Raw genomic sequence first — 14,861 nt, 5'->3', positions numbered from 1 at the left:
GTTGTATGGCACGGATGTTAAGCGTTCGTTGCCCTCTTGTGGGACTGCGAGAGGGTGCGTCAACCTTTCGGCAGCGGCAGCCGGCGCAACACGAGGGATTGTCATGGCCATGCCTATTCATCCGCATGTCCACATGTCCGCATGTCCGTGGGCCCGTGAACCCCTGGCCCGTGAACCCGTGGGCCCGCCGTGCGTCCGCTCTTCATGCCACCGACGAGGAGGACCCCCCACATGTCCGCGATACGCCACACCCGCCGGAGGATCGCCGGCCTCGGCGCGACCGCCGTCGCCGCCCTCGCACTCGGCGCCGCCGCCGCGTTACCCGCGTCCGCCGCCGACGCGGGCCCCCTGGGCGTCATCGAGAACGCCGGCGCCCCCGGCACGGTCGCCGAGAGCTACATCGTGACCCTGAAGGACTCGGCCGCCCGTTCCACCGCCGACAGCGCAAGGCCGTCGCCCGGCGCTACGGCGCCACCATCGGGCGTACGTACAGCGCCGCCCTGAACGGCTACTCCGTCAAGGTCTCCGAGGCGCAGGCCAAGAAGCTCGCCGCCGACCCGGCGGTCAAGTCCGTCGTGCAGAACCGCACGTTCACCGTCGACGGGGCCCGGGGCACCCAGCCCAGTCCGCCGTCCTGGGGCCTGGACCGCATCGACCAGCGCGCGCTCCCGCTCGACAGCGGCTACACCTACCCGGACACGGCCGGAGAGGGTGTCACCGCGTACGTCATCGACACCGGCGTGCGCATCGGCCACACCGAGTTCGGCGGCCGCGCCTCCTACGGATACGACGCCATCGACAACGACGACACCGCCCAGGACGGCCACGGCCACGGCACGCACGTCGCCGGCACCGTCGCGGGCAACGCGTACGGCGTGGCCAAGAAGGCCAAGATCGTCGGTGTCCGCGTCCTCGACGACAACGGCTCCGGTACGACGGAACAGGTCGTCGCCGGCATCGACTGGGTGACCCGGCACGCCGTCAAGCCGGCCGTGGCGAACATGTCGCTCGGCGGCGGCGCCGACCCCGCGCTCGACACCGCCGTCCGCAACTCCATCGCCGCCGGCATCACGTACGCGGTCGCGGCGGGCAACGAGTCCACGGACGCGAGCTCCAAGTCCCCGGCGCGCGTCGGAGAGGCCATCACGGTCGGCGCCACCACCAGCACGGACGCCAAGGCCGGCTACTCCAACTACGGCTCCGTCCTGGACCTCTTCGCCCCCGGGTCCTCCATCACCTCCTCGTGGGGCACCGGCGACACCGCCACCAACACCATCTCGGGCACCTCGATGGCCACGCCGCACGTCGTGGGCGCGGCCGCGCTGTACCTCTCGCAGAACCCGGCGAGCACCCCGGCGCAGGTCTCCGCGGCCCTGGTGGCGGCGGCCACCCCGAACGTGGTGACCGGTCCCGGCTCCGGCTCGCCGAACCGCCTGCTGTACGTGGGCGGCACCACCACCCCGCCGAACCCCGGCAAGCGCTTCGAGAACACCGCCGACCACGCGGTCAACGACAACGCGACCGTCGAGTCGCCGATCACCGTCAGCAGGGTCCCGGGCAACGCCCCGGCGGCGCTGAGCGTCTCGGTCGACATCAAGCACACGTACATCGGCGACCTGAAGGTCGACCTGGTCGCCCCCGACGGTTCGGTCTACAACCTGCACAACCGCAGCGGCGGCAGCGCGGACAACATCGCCAAGACCTACGCCGTCAACGCCTCTTCGGAGGCGGCCAACGGGGTGTGGAAGCTGCGCGTGAACGACAACGCGAACGTCGACACCGGCAAGATCGACGCCTGGGCGCTGCAGTTCTGACGCACTTCTGACGCACTTGTGACGCACGGGAACTGCGGGGGCGACCGTTACGGCGGCCGCCCCCGCTGCGTACTATTTCGCGCATTCGTTCGTGCACCACCCGTGATGGAGCCCCTCGCCCCGTGAGCACCCCGCCGCCGCCCTACCGGCCCCTTCCGCCCGCGACACGGGCGGACACGGACACGGAGCCGGCGCTGAACGGCCTGGCGCTCGCGTCGCTGCCGGTCGGGCTGCTGTGCCTGCCGCCGCTCGGCGTCGTCTTCGGGATCGTGGCCCTCGTCCGGATCGCCCGGACGGGGGAGCGGGGCAAGGCGCTCGCGATCACGGGCCTGGCGGTGTCGCTCGCGATGACCGCGGCCCTGGTCCTCGTCACCGCCCGGGCGGCGGACGGGCTCTTCGACCGTCCGCAGACCGCCCCGCGGTACGAGGAGGCCGAGGGCGAGCTGACCCCCATGGACGAGATGCGCAGGGGCGACTGCTTCAACGTCCCCGGCGGGGACCTGCTCGCCGAGCGCCCCTTCATCTACAGAATCGCGTGCGCCGAGCCGCACGAGGGGGAGGTCACTTCCTCCACCCGGCTCGCCCACGGCGCCTTCCCCGGCACGTCCGAGCTGAGGCGGTTCGCCGTGGACGCCTGCTGGAAGGCGCAGGACGCGTACGCGATGGACACGTGGGCGCTGCCCTCGTACGCGGAGACGTTCTACTTCGTGCCCTCGCCCGAGTCCTGGAGCGGCGGCGACCGGCGGTTGCTCTGCGTCATCGGCACGGCGGAGCAGGAGCACCGGGGCAGCCTGCGCAAGGACGCCACGATGCTGACGCCGCAGCAGGTGGCCTTCCTGCGCGTGATGAACGGGGCCGACCTGGCGCTGGGGGGCCAGCCGGACGAGGAGATCGACGAGGAGCTGCCGCGCTACCGGGAGTGGGCCGGCGCGGTGGACCGCTCGCTGGGCGTCGAGGCGGGGCTGCTGGACGGGGTCCGGGAGCGGCCGGAGCTGGCCGGGCCGGCCGGGGTGCAGCTCAAGGAGGTCGAGGCGGCGCGCACGGGGTGGCAGCGGGCGGCGCGGGCGGAGAAGCCGGCGGAGTTCCAGACCGCGTGGGACGAGGCCTCGGCCGCGCTGTCCGTGGAGACGGAGAAGGCGCTGCGCGGGGCGTACGGGCTGGCGACGACGGTGCCGGAGTGGCTGGCGGGACAGTCGGACGGCTCGGACGGGGACCCGGAGGACTCGGCCGTCGAGGATAGCGCGGCGTAACGCGGGGTAACCGGTTTCAGTGACCTGGCTTCATCACTTCGGGTGAAACTCTGGCCCTTGCTTGCGATGCACAACGGTCGGTTGCCAGGCTGTAGCTGTCTGTCAAGCTGATGGGAGTGGCCAGTGACTTTCGGTGAGCAGCCGGCCTATCTGCGCGTCGCCGGGGATCTGCGACGGAAGATCGTCGATGGGTCCCTGCCCCCGCACGCCCGGCTCCCCTCGCAGGCCCGGATCCGCGAGGAGTACGGGGTCTCCGACACCGTGGCGCTGGAGGCGCGCAAGGTCCTCATGGCGGAGGGGCTGGTCGAGGGCCGGTCCGGATCGGGTACGTACGTGCGGGAGCAGCCCGTGCCGAGACGGGTCGCCCGCTCGGGATACCGCACGGGCGGGGCGTCGACGCCGTTCCGGCAGGAGCAGGCCGAGGCGGGCGCGCGCGGCACGTGGGAGTCCGGCAGCGAGCAGACGGCCGCGCCGGCGGAGATCGCCAAGCGGCTCGGCATCGAGCCGGGCGAGCGGGTGATGCGCACGCGGTACGTGTTCCGCGACGCGGGGGAGGCGATGATGCTGTCGACCTCCTGGGAACCGCTCGCGGTCACGGGCCGGACCCCGGTGATGCTGCCGGAGGAGGGGCCGCTCGGCGGCTCGGGGGTGGTGGACCGGATGGCCGCCATCGACGTCGTCGTGGACAACGTGGTGGAGGAGGTCGGCGCGCGGCCGGGTCTGGCGGAGGAGAACATGCTGCTGGGCGGGGTCCCGGGGCACGTGGTCCTGGTGATCGGCCGGACGTACTTCGCGTCCGGCCTGGCGGTCGAGACCGCCGACGTGGTGGTTCCGGCGGACCGCTACCGCCTCTCGTACCATCTGCCGGTCCGTTAGCCGGCGCATCGCCGTGAGCGGCGGTTCCCGGGGGCCCCGGGCCCCCGGGGCCGCCGGTGTGTGACGGGGCGTCATGGACCCGGCGGATTTCGGCGCGATGGTGATCGCCCCCGCCGCGCCGGTCCTCGGCTTCTGCGCACCGCGCGCCCTCCGCGCCGGGCGCCGCCCCGTCTCCGCGCCCCCTCGGGGGGCCGGACTCCCGCTCGTCCCGGCCCCGTTGACCGTGCGGTTCTCCTCGTCGTGCGCCGGGCTCGAACCGGCGCGCACGGCCCGCTCGTACGCATGGCCGGATGCGTACGCCTGTGAGGTACCTCTTCGTAAAAAACCGTATCCGCTCCGTAAAGGTCGGGCGTAAGCTCGGGCATATGCGCAATGCGGTTTCCCGGGCAGGTACATCGGCGGAGGGTGAAACGCGATGAACGACAGCGGTGCCCTGCTCCCATGGCTGGTCATACGTGAGGACGACAACGGCAACCGCTACCGGGTGGGCCGCTACCCCACCCGGGCCGAGGCCCAGAAGGTCGCCGACAGCTTCGAAGACAGGGGCCACAAGCAGCTCTACTGGGTCGAGCGGACCGGCCAGACGGCCACGACGAACTGAGCATCCGCGTTGACATAGGCTCCGCCCCATGACGGTACGAGTGGTCGTGGGCGGAGCCCTTTGTCATGAGGGCCGCCTGCTGGCCGCCCGCCGCAGCGCACCCCCCGAGGTGGCCGGGCGCTGGGAGCTGCCCGGAGGCAAGACCGAGCCGGGCGAGTCCGTCCCCGAGGCGCTCGTGCGCGAACTGCGCGAGGAGCTCGGCGTGGAGACCGAGCCGCTGGACCGGATCCCGGGGGAATGGCAGATCAGGCCCGGGCTCGTCCTGCACGTGTGGACCGCGCGACTGCTGTCCGGCGAGCCCGCGCCGCTGGAGGACCACGACGAGCTGCGCTGGCTCGCGCCGGAGGAGCTCGACTCCGTGGACTGGCTCGACCAGGACCGGCCGGCCGTCGCCGAGGCCGGCCGCCGACTGCGCGACGGGCGCGGGGAACGGCACGGCAGGTCGCACGGGGGCGCGTGACGCGCGTGCGCTGGGCCGTCTGCGCCACAGTGCGCCGGTGCGCGAGGGATCGGGTGGTACGGCGCCCCGAATATCGGGTATGTCGCTATTAGTCCCAATCGTGTACTGCCCCTCGTGGCTCTGTCCCTGCGGAATCGGACTGGGGCCGTTGCCGGCCCGGGAAGTGATCGGCGTGATCGACACAGACGGTGAATGCGCCGAGTGGGCCTTCCCCGCAGAGCCCGGCGCCGTCCGCACCGCCCGCCACGCCGTGCGCGGCACGCTGCGCTCCTGGGGCCTCGACTCCGTCGGCGACGTCACCGTCCTGCTGGTCAGCGAGTTGGTCACCAATTCGCTGCGGTACGCCTCCGGCCCCATCGGGGTCCGGCTGGTGAGGCAGAATTCGGCCAGTGGAAGTCCGCCGGGGGGCGCCGCGCTGTTGGTGGAGGTATCCGATCCGCTTCCGGATCCGCCCCGCGAACGAGTCGCGCAGCCGGACGACGAAGGGGGCAGGGGGCTGCATCTGGTCGCCGTCTCGGCACAGCGCTGGGGGACCCGCCACGGGAAATCGGGCAAGACCGTGTGGTTCGAGTTGGCACTTCCTGGTGAGTAACAAGGTGACGGATGGCCGACGATCACACGGCATGGCTCGAAATAGTCGGGACCTTTTTGTGATCGTGAACGCCGTGCCGTGCGGGGCCGTGGTGCTGAATACTTCGGTCATGGCCGGTCCGGTTGCGGTGAGCTGGAGGGGACGGTCGCGTGAGCGAGATACCTGCGCAGGCACATCAGGCCCGTGTGCCCGGGGAGACATGGCACGACTCCCTGTGGCACAGCAGCCCGCCTGGCTCGATATATGACTACATAAAGGTCGCGTCCTTTTCCATCGGACCCGACGGGCTCATCGACCAGTGGAGCCTGCGCGCCGAGGAGCTGTTCGGGCTGACCGCCGCCCAGGCCGTGGGCCGGGACCCGGTGGACGCCTTCATGCCGCCGGAGCTGCGCGCCGACGGCCACCGCAGAATGGCCGAGATCCTCGACGGCAAGGAATGGACCGGTCTCGTCCCGTTCCGCATTCCCGGCGGGGACGGGGCGCACGGCGTGGCCGAGATCTACGTGATGCCCACCCAGACCGAGACCGCGGAACGGGCCGCGCTCTGCGTCGTCGTCGACGTACGCGCGCTGCGCCGCATCGAATCCGACCTTGCCGCTTCGCAGGCCATATTCGGCCAATCTCCTTTCGGCTTCCTGCTCTTCGGTACGGACCTCACCGTGCAGCGCGCCAACCGCCGTTTCGCGACCGTTTTCGGCGGGGCCGTCGAGGAACACCGCGGCCGCACCGTCCACGACTACCTCCCGGCCCAGGAGGCCGACCGGATGACCGAGGCGCTGCGCCGGGTCCTGGAGACCGGTGACTCCGTCACCGACCTGCGGATCACCGGCGCCGCCCCCGGCAGCCGGGAGCACCGCCACTGGTCCATCAACCTCTACCGCGTCCACGGCGGCACCGGCCGGCCCATCGGCGTCGCGGGCCTGGGCACCGACGTCACCCGCCGCCACCTCGCCGCCCGCGAGGCCGCCGGGGTACGGCGCAATCTCGCCCTGCTCAACGAGGCCGGGCACCGCATCGGGAACTCCCTCGATCTGGAGACCACCGCCCGCGAACTGCTCGACGTGACCGTCCCGGGCTTCTGCGACCTCGCCGCCGTCGATCTCTACCAGGGGCTGCTGCTCGGCGACGACGACCGGCCCGCCCGGCCGCACGGGCCCGGGGTACCCCCGCTGCCGCACGGGCGCGGACCGGGCCGGGCGCCGTCGCCCCCGCTGCGGCGGGTCGCCTTCGCCTCGGCCGTCTCGGACGGTCCGCTGTCGGATCCGGGATCGGGGATCTCCGTGGGGGAGGTCCACCGCTATCCGGCGGCCTCGCCGGGGGCGCTGGCCCTGCGGACCGCGCGGCCCCGGCTGATCGAGGGCGGCGGAGCGGACGACCTCGTCCAGTCGACGCTCGTCGTGCCGATGGTCGCGCACGACACGGTGGTCGGGCTCGCCCGGTTCTCCCGTACGAAGGGCAGCGAACCCTTCGGGGAACGGGACCGGGCGGTGGCCGTCGAACTCGCCGCCCGCGCCGCCGTCTGCATCGACAACGCCCGTCTCTACCGGCGCGAGCACGAGCGGGCGCTGATCCTCCAGCGCAGCCTGCTGCCGCCCGGCGATCCCGAGGCGGCCGGCCTGGACATCGCGTGCCGGTACCTGCCCGGCAACGCCGCCACCGAGGTCGGCGGCGACTGGTTCGACGTCATCGAGCTGCCCGGGCACCGCACGGCGCTGGTCGTCGGCGACGTGATGGGCCGCGGACTGCGGGCCGCCGTCGCGATGGGCGAACTGCGCACCGCCGTACGGACCCTGGCCCTGCTGGACCTGGAGCCGGCGGAGGTGCTGACCGCGCTCGACGAGATCGCCCGCGGGCTCGGCGCGCCCGGCGGCGCCCAGCAGGCCTCACGGGCGGCCCTCCACTCGCGGGACGCCGACCGCTCGGAGGTGTACCTCGCGACCTGCGTGTACGCCGTCTACGACCCGGTGACCCGGCGCTGCACCATCGCCAACGCCGGCCACATGCCGCCGGTGCTGGTGGAACCGGCCGAGCCGGGCGCCCCGCCGCGGCCCGGGCTGCTGCTGGAGGTGCCGACCGGGATGCCGCTCGGGGTGGGCGGAGAGCCGTTCGAGGAGGTGGAGGTGGACCTTCCGGAGGGCGCGTTGCTGGCCCTGTACACGGACGGGCTGGTCGAATCGCGCGACCACCCGCTGGAGGAGGGGCTGCGCGGGCTGCGCGAGGCGCTCGCCGATCCGGTGCGGCCGCTGGAGGACGTCTGCGACCACGTGCTGAACACCCTGGACACGCGGCACGGCGAGGACGACATCGCGCTGCTGATGGCGCGCGTGCAGGGGCTGCCGATGGACGCCGTCGGGGACTGGCAGCTGCCGCGTGAGGCCCGCTCGGTGGGCCGGGCGCGGGAGCTGGCGCGGGCGAAGCTGCCGGCGTGGGGTCTGGAGGGACTGCTGGACACCACCGAACTGCTGGTCAGCGAGCTGGTGACGAACGCCCTGCGGTACGGCGAGGGCGAGATCCGGCTGCGGCTGCTGCTGGACCGGACCCTGGTGTGCGAGGTCTGGGACGGCAACCTGGTCCAGCCGAGGCGGCGCCGCGCGAGGGACACCGACGAGGGCGGCCGGGGCCTGCAACTGGTCGGCATGCTGTCGGCGGGCTGGGGCACGCGGCGGACCCACCGGGGCAAGACGGTGTGGTTCGAGCTGCCGTTGCCCGGCGGCGCGGCGGAGTCCGTCACGGAGCTGTCCGCGGAGCAGCTGCTGAGCATGTACGGCTGACCGCGGCCGGACGGGTCCGGGGGTCTCGCCCCGGACCCGTCCCACGCGGTACGACCTACGCCGCCCGGCCCTTCAGTGCTGCCAAACGGGCCTCGATCTCGGCGGACTTGTCGAGGTCGTCCAGGGCCTCGAACTGGGCGTCCAGGGAGGAGGCCGCCAGTTCCTGGCGGCCCGTGGCCCTGGCCTCCTCCCTGCGGACCTTGTCCTCGAAGCGGGCGATGTCGCTCGTCGGGTCCATCACGTCGATGTTCTTCACCGCGTCCATCATCGTGTTCTGCGCCTGCGCGGTCCTGGCCCGCGCCACCAGCTCGTCGCGCTTCGCCGTCAGCTCCGTCAGCTTGTCCTTCATGGCGTCCAGCCCGGACTTGAGCTTGTCCACGACCTCCGTCTGGGCGGCGATCGTCGGCTCCGCCGTCTTCGCCTCCTTCTCCGACCGGAGCTGGCGGCCCAGGGCCACCTTCGCGAGGTTGTCGAACTTGTCGGCATCCGCCGTGGCCCCCCGGGCCCGCAGCTCGTCCGCCTTCCGGCTCGCCGCCAGCGCCTTGCCGCCCCACTCCGAGCCCGCCTCCACGTCTTCCTTGTGGTCGGCCTCCAGCATCCGCAGGTTGCCGATCGTGGTGGCCACCGCCTGCTCCGCTTCCGCGATGTTGTTCGTGTAGTCGCGGATCAGCTGGTCCAGCATCTTCTGCGGGTCCTCCGCCTGGTCCAGCAGTGCGTTGATGTTGGCCTTCGCGAGCTGGGTGACGCGGCCGAGGATGGTCTGCTTGCTCATCGGTGCCCTTTCACGGAATCGGGAAGAGTGGGTCAGAAACGGCCGCCGCCGCCCATCCGGCCGCCGCCGCCCATCCGGCCGCGGGTGCCCCCGCCGCCGAACGAGCCCGGGCCCGGCCCCCCGCCGCCGAAGCCGCCGCCCCCCGAGCCCCCGCCGCCCCCGAAGCCGCCGCCCCGGCCCCGGCCGCCGCCCAGGATCTCGCCCAGGATGATCCCGCCGAGGACCGCGCCGCCCATGCCCCCGCGCTGCTGCCGCTGCCCGCCGTACGGGTTCTCGTACGCCCGTACGTCCTGCTCGGCCAACTCCTGTGCCTGCCGCGCCAGGGCGTCCGCCTGCTGCGCCTGCGCCAGCGCGCCCGCCGGGTCCGGCTCCGCCAGCGCCGCCGACCGCTCCAGGCGCCGGCCCGCCTCCGCCAGCCGGGTCCGGGCCTGACTGCCCACCGCACCCCGGCTGGTGGTGATGTAGTCCGTCGCCGCGCCGATCGCGCTGCGCGCCGAGAGCGTCGCCTGTTCCAGCAGCGCGGCCGCCCGCTGCCGGCCGCTCTCGCGCTCCCGGGCCCCGGCCAGCGCCTCGTCGAGGACCGCGTCGGCCTCCTCCACCCGGCGCAGGGCGTCGATCGGGTCGTACCGGCCGCCCGCCTGCGCCCGCCGTACGTCGGCCAGGACCGCCTCCGCCCGGCCGATCCGGCCCCGCAGGTCCGCCGTCGAGGTCCCCTCCCGGGTCCCGGTCAGCAGCCCGCGCGCGTCGGCGAGGTCGGTGTCCGTCTCCGTGAGGGCCCCGGGCAGCTTCCCGGCCGCCTCCGCCAGTTCCTGCGCCCGCCGCTCCACCGCGTCGACCAGCGTCGCAGCCTGGTCCACCGCCCCCTCGGCGGCCCGTACGTGCACGGCCGCCCTGCCGTTGTCGCCGCCCTCGATCGCCGCCCGGGCCCCGCCGAGACTGGTCGTCGCGAACAGCAGCCGGTCCTCGGCCTGTTCGGCGTTGGAGGCCACCGGCGCCGACGCCGAGTCCGCGTAGCGCCCGGCCAGCGCCGTCAGCGTCGCCTCGGCCGTCGTCGTACGGCCCGTCAGGGCGCGGAAGTGCGCCTCCACCGTGGCCAGCGCCTGCGGGGCGTTCTTCTCCAGGTCCCGCAGCCGGTCGAAGTCCGCCGACTCGGCGTCGAGGCGCCGGTTCGCCTCGGTGCAGCGGGCCACGATCTCGTCCAGCATCCGCCGCCGCGTCGGATCGTCCTCGGGGTACGCGTCGTCGAGCTGCTGGCGCAGCCGGAACGCGGCCGTCAGCTCGCTCTGCGCGAAGGCCACCGCCGCGGTGAAGGTGCCCACCGCCGCCTCTCCGAACTGCGCGGTGGCGAAGCCCAGCTCCTCGTTGCTCGTACGGATCGCGTCGTCGGTCTCCACCAGCAGGGCCTTGGCCTTGGCGTCGAGTTCGGGCAGCGGGAGCGCGGTCGTGGTCGCCGGCTGCCCACCCCACCCGGTGGTGCGGGAGCCTCCCCCCGTGCCGCCGCCCCGCTTGCGGCGGGTGTACGCGTACGCCCCGAGGGCGCCGGCCGCGCCGACGACGACCACCGGCAGCACGTAGTCCCCGGCGCCGCCGCCCTCGTCCGCGCCGCCGCCGGGGTCCGCGACGCCGGGGGTGACGGCCGGCGCCGGTACGGGCTTCCCGGAGAGCACGGCCCCGTACCCGTCGGCGGCGCCGATCGCGGCGCCCGCCCAGTCGTTCTGCCTGAGCGCGGGCTCGATGGCGACGCGGGCGACGTCCGCGAGCTGCGCCTCGGTGAAACCGGAGTCGACATCGGCCGAATAGGCGTACTGGCGGGCCCCGGTCGCCACCGCCAGCAGCACGTCGTCCCGGCCGAGGCCGTTCTTCTGCGCGGTGGCGTCCGCCCAGCTCTGCGCGGAGCGCCCGGAGAAGTCGTGCACGTACGTCACGAAGAGCTGGATCCGGTGGTCGGCGTACAGCTTCTCCAGCGCCGCGGTGACGGCCGCACGCCGGTCCCCGAGGGCGCCCACGCGGTCGGTGATCTGCCCCTGCCGTGACAGCGTGACGGGATCCTCGGCCCGGGCGAGCGGCGCCCCGGCCACCCCCCAGCCGCCGAGCCCCAGCAGCGCGGCGGCCAGGACGAGCCCGGCCCGTACGGATGTCCCGGTGGTGGTGCGTCGCTTCGACCTGTTCCTGGGCGGCATCACATTTGGGAGGTTATGGTCCGCCGTGCCCACCCGCACCCGGAGCGGCCGCCCCCCGGGGCCCGGCTACGGGAGGGCGTACGCCGACAGTTGCGGACGGGCCATGACGAGCCGGTCGCCGACCAGCAGGGCGTCGCCCTGGGCGAGCGCCGGCTGCTCCCACTGCCGGCGCGGCCTGCCCGTGGCCGGATCCAGGACGGCGACGAAGGCGTCCGGGGAGCGGTTCAGGAGACCGCGACGGGCGCCCCCGGGCACCTTGACGTACAGCCCGCCCGGGCGCAGGCCCAGCAGGTCGAGCGGGCGCGGCAGCGCATCGCGCCGGGTCAGCGCCCGCTGCCAGCGGAGCGCACCCGTCTGCGCGTCGAGCGCGAACACCAGGTCCCCCTGGCCTGGGCGGTGCGCCGTCGCGTACACCGTCCCGCGCTCGACCAGCAGCCGCGGCGCCGGGGTGCCCGGGGTGAACTGCCACAGCTCCCGGCCGGTACCGCGGTCCAGGGCCCGCAGGAGTTCGCCGTCCAGCACGTGGACGGGCTGCGTGCCGGGCCCCCGGCCCGGGGCCCGCGGCTGCGACCACAGCTGCCGCCCGGACGGCAGGTGCAGCGCCCGGAGCCACGTGGTGTCCGCCAGGACCAGGCAGTCGCCGACCGCCGCCAGGGACGAGGTGGCCGCGGCCACCGGGCGCCGCCACTCCACCTCGCCCGTCGTCGCGCGCAGTGCGGTCAGCTCGCCCAGTGCCTCCTGCACCAGCACCGGACCGGCGCTGCGCAGCAGCCCGTCCCACGGCAGGTCCTGCCACCAGCGCACCCGCCCGTCGTGCGGCTCCCGCGCCACGATCCGTACGCCCGGCTCCCCGCTCCCGCGCACGACGACGTACACGGTGGCGGCGTCGGCCACGCAGGACACCAGTACGTCCCGGCCGGCCCGGGGCAGCGGCGGCGCGGCCGTGCCCTCGTCGGCGTACGCCGTCCAGCGCACCGCCCCCGCGTCGGCCCGTACGCAGCCCACCTCGGCGCCCGAGGTCCACACCACGAGCGACCCGGCGGCGTGGACGGAGTCGGGCCGTGCGCCCGTGTCCCAGGCGCGGGTTCCGGGGGCCGGGGGCGGGAGGGAAGGCGGCGCCCCGTTCAGCGCGGTCGTGCCGGGCGGCGGCGGGCTCCCCGCGCCCGCGGCGGCCTCCGCCGGCCAGGACGTCCCGTCCGTCGCCAGGCACTCCCGCGCGGTACGGGCCAGGGCGCGGGCCCGCGCCGCCGGATCCGGCAGAGCGCGGGCGGCGTCCGCACGCTCCCGCGCCGCCGCCGGGTCCAGCGGCGGCAGGGCCGCCCGCCGTACGCACTCCCGCGCGTCCGCCAGCGAGGACAGGACGTGGCCGGCCTTCTCGTCGGCCGCTTCCCCCGGGTGCTCGCGCAGCAGGGCGGCCGCCCGGTTGCGCAGCCGCTCGGCCTGCACGAGATCGCCCTGTTCGGTGAGGTGCGCCGCCTCCTCGTGCAGCCAGGCCGCCCGCTCCTCCAGTACCTCGGGGAGGTCGGCCTCGGCCTGCGCCAGGGCCCGGGCCCCGCCCGCCGCGTCCCCGGTCTGCGCGCGGTCGCGCGCCACCTGGCACAGCGCCAGCAGCCGCGCTGCGGCGGAGCCGATCGTCCCGCTCATCCGCAGGGCCGCGTCCAGGTCCCGCCGGGCGACGGCCAGCACCGTGTCGTACGTGGCGGCCGCGCGCCGGCCCGGGTCCCGGATCCCGGTCAGCCGGTGCTCGGCCTCCTCGGGCCGCGCCGCCCAGAGGGCCGCCTCGATCCGGGCGCGGAGGCCGCCGGGTGCCGGGCGGCCGCCGAGGTGGTACCCGGCGATCTGGGAGGCCTGCTCGGGGGCGACCTTGACCAGTTCCTCGGCCAGCGCGCGCAGCGGGCCCTCCCGCCGGGGGCCGGGCACCGTGAACAGCGCCTGCTGCGCGTCGTTCAGCAGCCGTCGCGCCCGCGCCGGGGCGTGCGCGGCGGTGTCCCGGGCCAGTGCCGTCAGCAGCCGGGCCACCCGGGCCCCGTCGCCCCCGCCGCCGGCCCAGGCCGCGCTCTCGGCGTCGCAGAGCAGCCGCAGCGCGAGGCCGGCGTCGAAGCGGGCCGCGGCATCGGCGGCGACGGCCAGCACCTCGACGCGGACCTCGTCGGCGCCGGGCAGCTCCCGCAGCGCCCCCTCGGCCTCCGCGAGCAGCCCGCGCACGAACTCCCGCACCTCGGGCGCGATCCCGGGCGCGACCCCGGCCCCCGGCCCGGAGCCCGAACCGGAGCCCGAACCGGAGCCCGAACCGGAGCCCGAACCGGAGCCCGAACCGGAGCCCGAACCGGGCGCCACCCCGGAGCCCACCCCCGACCCCGACCCGGGCCCCGGCCCGGAGACCGGCGTCGGCGCGGGGTCGTCCACCGACCCGGCTGCGGGGCCGTGTTCGATCCACGCCTCCAGCCGCGAACCCGGCGCCCGCCCGGCGCCGTCCCGCGCGTCGGACCCCGAGCCCGGCCCCGACTCCGGGGCGGCCCAGGCCCCCGCCTCGGGCCACGTGTGCGAGCCCCGGCTCGACTCCGGCCCCGCGTCCGGCGCTGGCACCGGCTCAGGCCGCCGCGGCGGCTCGGCCGCGGGGTGTCCGCCACCCGGCCCACCTGCCCCACCTGCCCCGTCCGCGCCGCACAGCCCCCGCAGCCCCCGCAGGGCCTTGCCCACCGCCTCCGCCGACTCCGGCCGGTCCGCCGGGTCCTTCGCCAGCAGGGCCAGCACCAGCCGGTCCAGCTCCGCCGGAACCGGCGTCCCCGCCTCGCGCAGCGGGAGCGGGGCCTGCGCGCAGTGCCGGTGCATCAGCACGTACGGGGACTCGGCCTGCCCGAACGGCGGCGCCCCGCTCACGAGCGCGTACAGCACGCACCCCAGCGCGTACAGATCGCACCGCGCGTCCACCCGCTCGCCCCGCCACTGCTCCGGCGCCATGTACGGGGGAGTCCCGATGATCCGGCCCGTGACCGTCCAGGCCGCCGTCGCGTCCGCGGAGTGCGCGATGCCGAAGTCGCATATCTTGATCCGCCGGCCCGGCAGCAGGAAGAGGTTCCCCGGCTTCAGGTCCCGGTGCACCACGGCCTGTTCGTGGGCGGCGGCCAGCGCCTCCGCCGTCTGCGCGGCCAGGTCCACCGCGAGGTCCACCGCCAGGGCGCCGTCCCGCGCCAGCGTCCTGGCCAGGTCCTCGCCCGCCAGCAGCTCCATGACGATGAACAGCCGCCCGTCCTGGCGCCCCACGTCGTGCACCACGGTGATCCCGGGGTGCGAGAGCCGCGCCCCGATCGTGGCCTCGCGTCTGAACCGCGCGACCACCTCGTCGTTCGTGATCGCGTCGAGCAGCACCTTGACCGCCACCGAACGGTCCAGCTCCAGGTCGTGCCCGCGCCACACCTCGCCCATGCCGCCCGCGCCGAGCCGCCGGTCCAGCCGGTACCGGCCGGCCAGTTCATCCCCCACCCGCACCGCAAAGCCCCCTGACATCACGCCATGCGACGTTTTCCCAGGGGGCATTGTGTCCT

The 14,861-nt window shown here is 74.7% G+C and carries 9 protein-coding genes and 1 pseudogene; 7 read left to right on the top strand and 3 right to left on the bottom strand.

The genetic code is table 11. The annotated features are described in order from the left end of the window. Positions 1-231 precede the first annotated feature (231 nt). From AB0M92_RS01170 to AB0M92_RS01140, 7 genes and pseudogenes are all read left to right on the top strand, one after another. Positions 232-1,814, top strand: a pseudogene (locus tag AB0M92_RS01170) (S8 family peptidase). A gap of 122 nt (positions 1,815-1,936) precedes the next feature. Continuing rightward, complete coding sequence (locus AB0M92_RS01165) at positions 1,937-3,064, top strand: DUF4190 domain-containing protein (protein WP_366099998.1); 1,128 nt, start codon at positions 1,937-1,939, stop codon at positions 3,062-3,064. Between the two features lie 123 nt (positions 3,065-3,187). Then, on the top strand, positions 3,188-3,940 hold the full coding sequence (locus AB0M92_RS01160; protein WP_366099996.1) for a GntR family transcriptional regulator: 753 nt from the start codon (positions 3,188-3,190) through the stop codon (positions 3,938-3,940). 415 nt (positions 3,941-4,355) lie between these two features. Next, a complete protein-coding gene (locus tag AB0M92_RS01155; RefSeq protein ID WP_366099995.1) occupies positions 4,356-4,541 on the top strand; it encodes an SPOR domain-containing protein in 186 nt (61 codons plus the stop codon). A 28-nt stretch (positions 4,542-4,569) separates the two neighbouring features. Next, entirely contained in the window at positions 4,570-5,001 is a 432-nt protein-coding gene (locus tag AB0M92_RS01150; RefSeq protein ID WP_366099994.1) for a (deoxy)nucleoside triphosphate pyrophosphohydrolase, read from the top strand. 163 nt (positions 5,002-5,164) lie between these two features. After that, positions 5,165-5,593, top strand: a complete 429-nt coding sequence (locus AB0M92_RS01145; protein WP_366100334.1) for an ATP-binding protein — start codon at positions 5,165-5,167, stop codon at positions 5,591-5,593. 212 nt (positions 5,594-5,805) lie between these two features. After that, on the top strand, positions 5,806-8,364 hold the full coding sequence (locus tag AB0M92_RS01140; protein ID WP_366100333.1) for a SpoIIE family protein phosphatase: 2,559 nt from the start codon (positions 5,806-5,808) through the stop codon (positions 8,362-8,364). A gap of 55 nt (positions 8,365-8,419) precedes the next feature. Here AB0M92_RS01140 and AB0M92_RS01135 read toward each other — a convergent pair whose 3' ends face one another. The 3 genes from AB0M92_RS01135 to AB0M92_RS01125 all read right to left on the bottom strand — a co-directional run bounded on the left by AB0M92_RS01135 (position 8,420) and on the right by AB0M92_RS01125 (position 14,823). Continuing rightward, a complete protein-coding gene (locus AB0M92_RS01135; protein WP_366099993.1) occupies positions 8,420-9,136 on the bottom strand; it encodes a PspA/IM30 family protein in 717 nt (238 codons plus the stop codon). Positions 9,137-9,168: 32 nt separating this feature from the next. Beyond that, a complete protein-coding gene (locus AB0M92_RS01130) occupies positions 9,169-11,316 on the bottom strand; it encodes a TPM domain-containing protein (RefSeq protein ID WP_366099992.1) in 2,148 nt (715 codons plus the stop codon). Between the two features lie 66 nt (positions 11,317-11,382). After that, on the bottom strand, positions 11,383-14,823 hold the full coding sequence (locus AB0M92_RS01125) for a serine/threonine-protein kinase (RefSeq protein WP_366099991.1): 3,441 nt from the start codon (positions 14,821-14,823) through the stop codon (positions 11,383-11,385). Positions 14,824-14,861: the final 38 nt, after the last annotated feature.

The organism is Streptomyces sp. NPDC051582, assembly GCF_040681715.1.
Lineage (GTDB): Bacteria > Actinomycetota > Actinomycetes > Streptomycetales > Streptomycetaceae > Streptomyces.
Note: the sequence above shows the minus strand (reverse complement) of the source record. Positions and strands in the feature narration are given on the sequence as shown.

Excerpts from the sequence above, each read along its gene's own strand:
- AB0M92_RS01155 (WP_366099995.1), top strand. The coding sequence starts at position 4,356 with ATGAACGACAGCGGTGCCCTGCTCCCATGGCTGGTCATACGTGAGGAC.
- AB0M92_RS01150 (WP_366099994.1), top strand. The coding sequence starts at position 4,570 with ATGACGGTACGAGTGGTCGTGGGCGGAGCCCTTTGTCATGAGGGCCGC.
- AB0M92_RS01135 (WP_366099993.1), bottom strand. The coding sequence starts at position 9,136 with ATGAGCAAGCAGACCATCCTCGGCCGCGTCACCCAGCTCGCGAAGGCC.
- AB0M92_RS01130 (WP_366099992.1), bottom strand. The coding sequence starts at position 11,316 with ATGCCGCCCAGGAACAGGTCGAAGCGACGCACCACCACCGGGACATCC.
- AB0M92_RS01125 (WP_366099991.1), bottom strand. The coding sequence starts at position 14,823 with ATGTCAGGGGGCTTTGCGGTGCGGGTGGGGGATGAACTGGCCGGCCGG.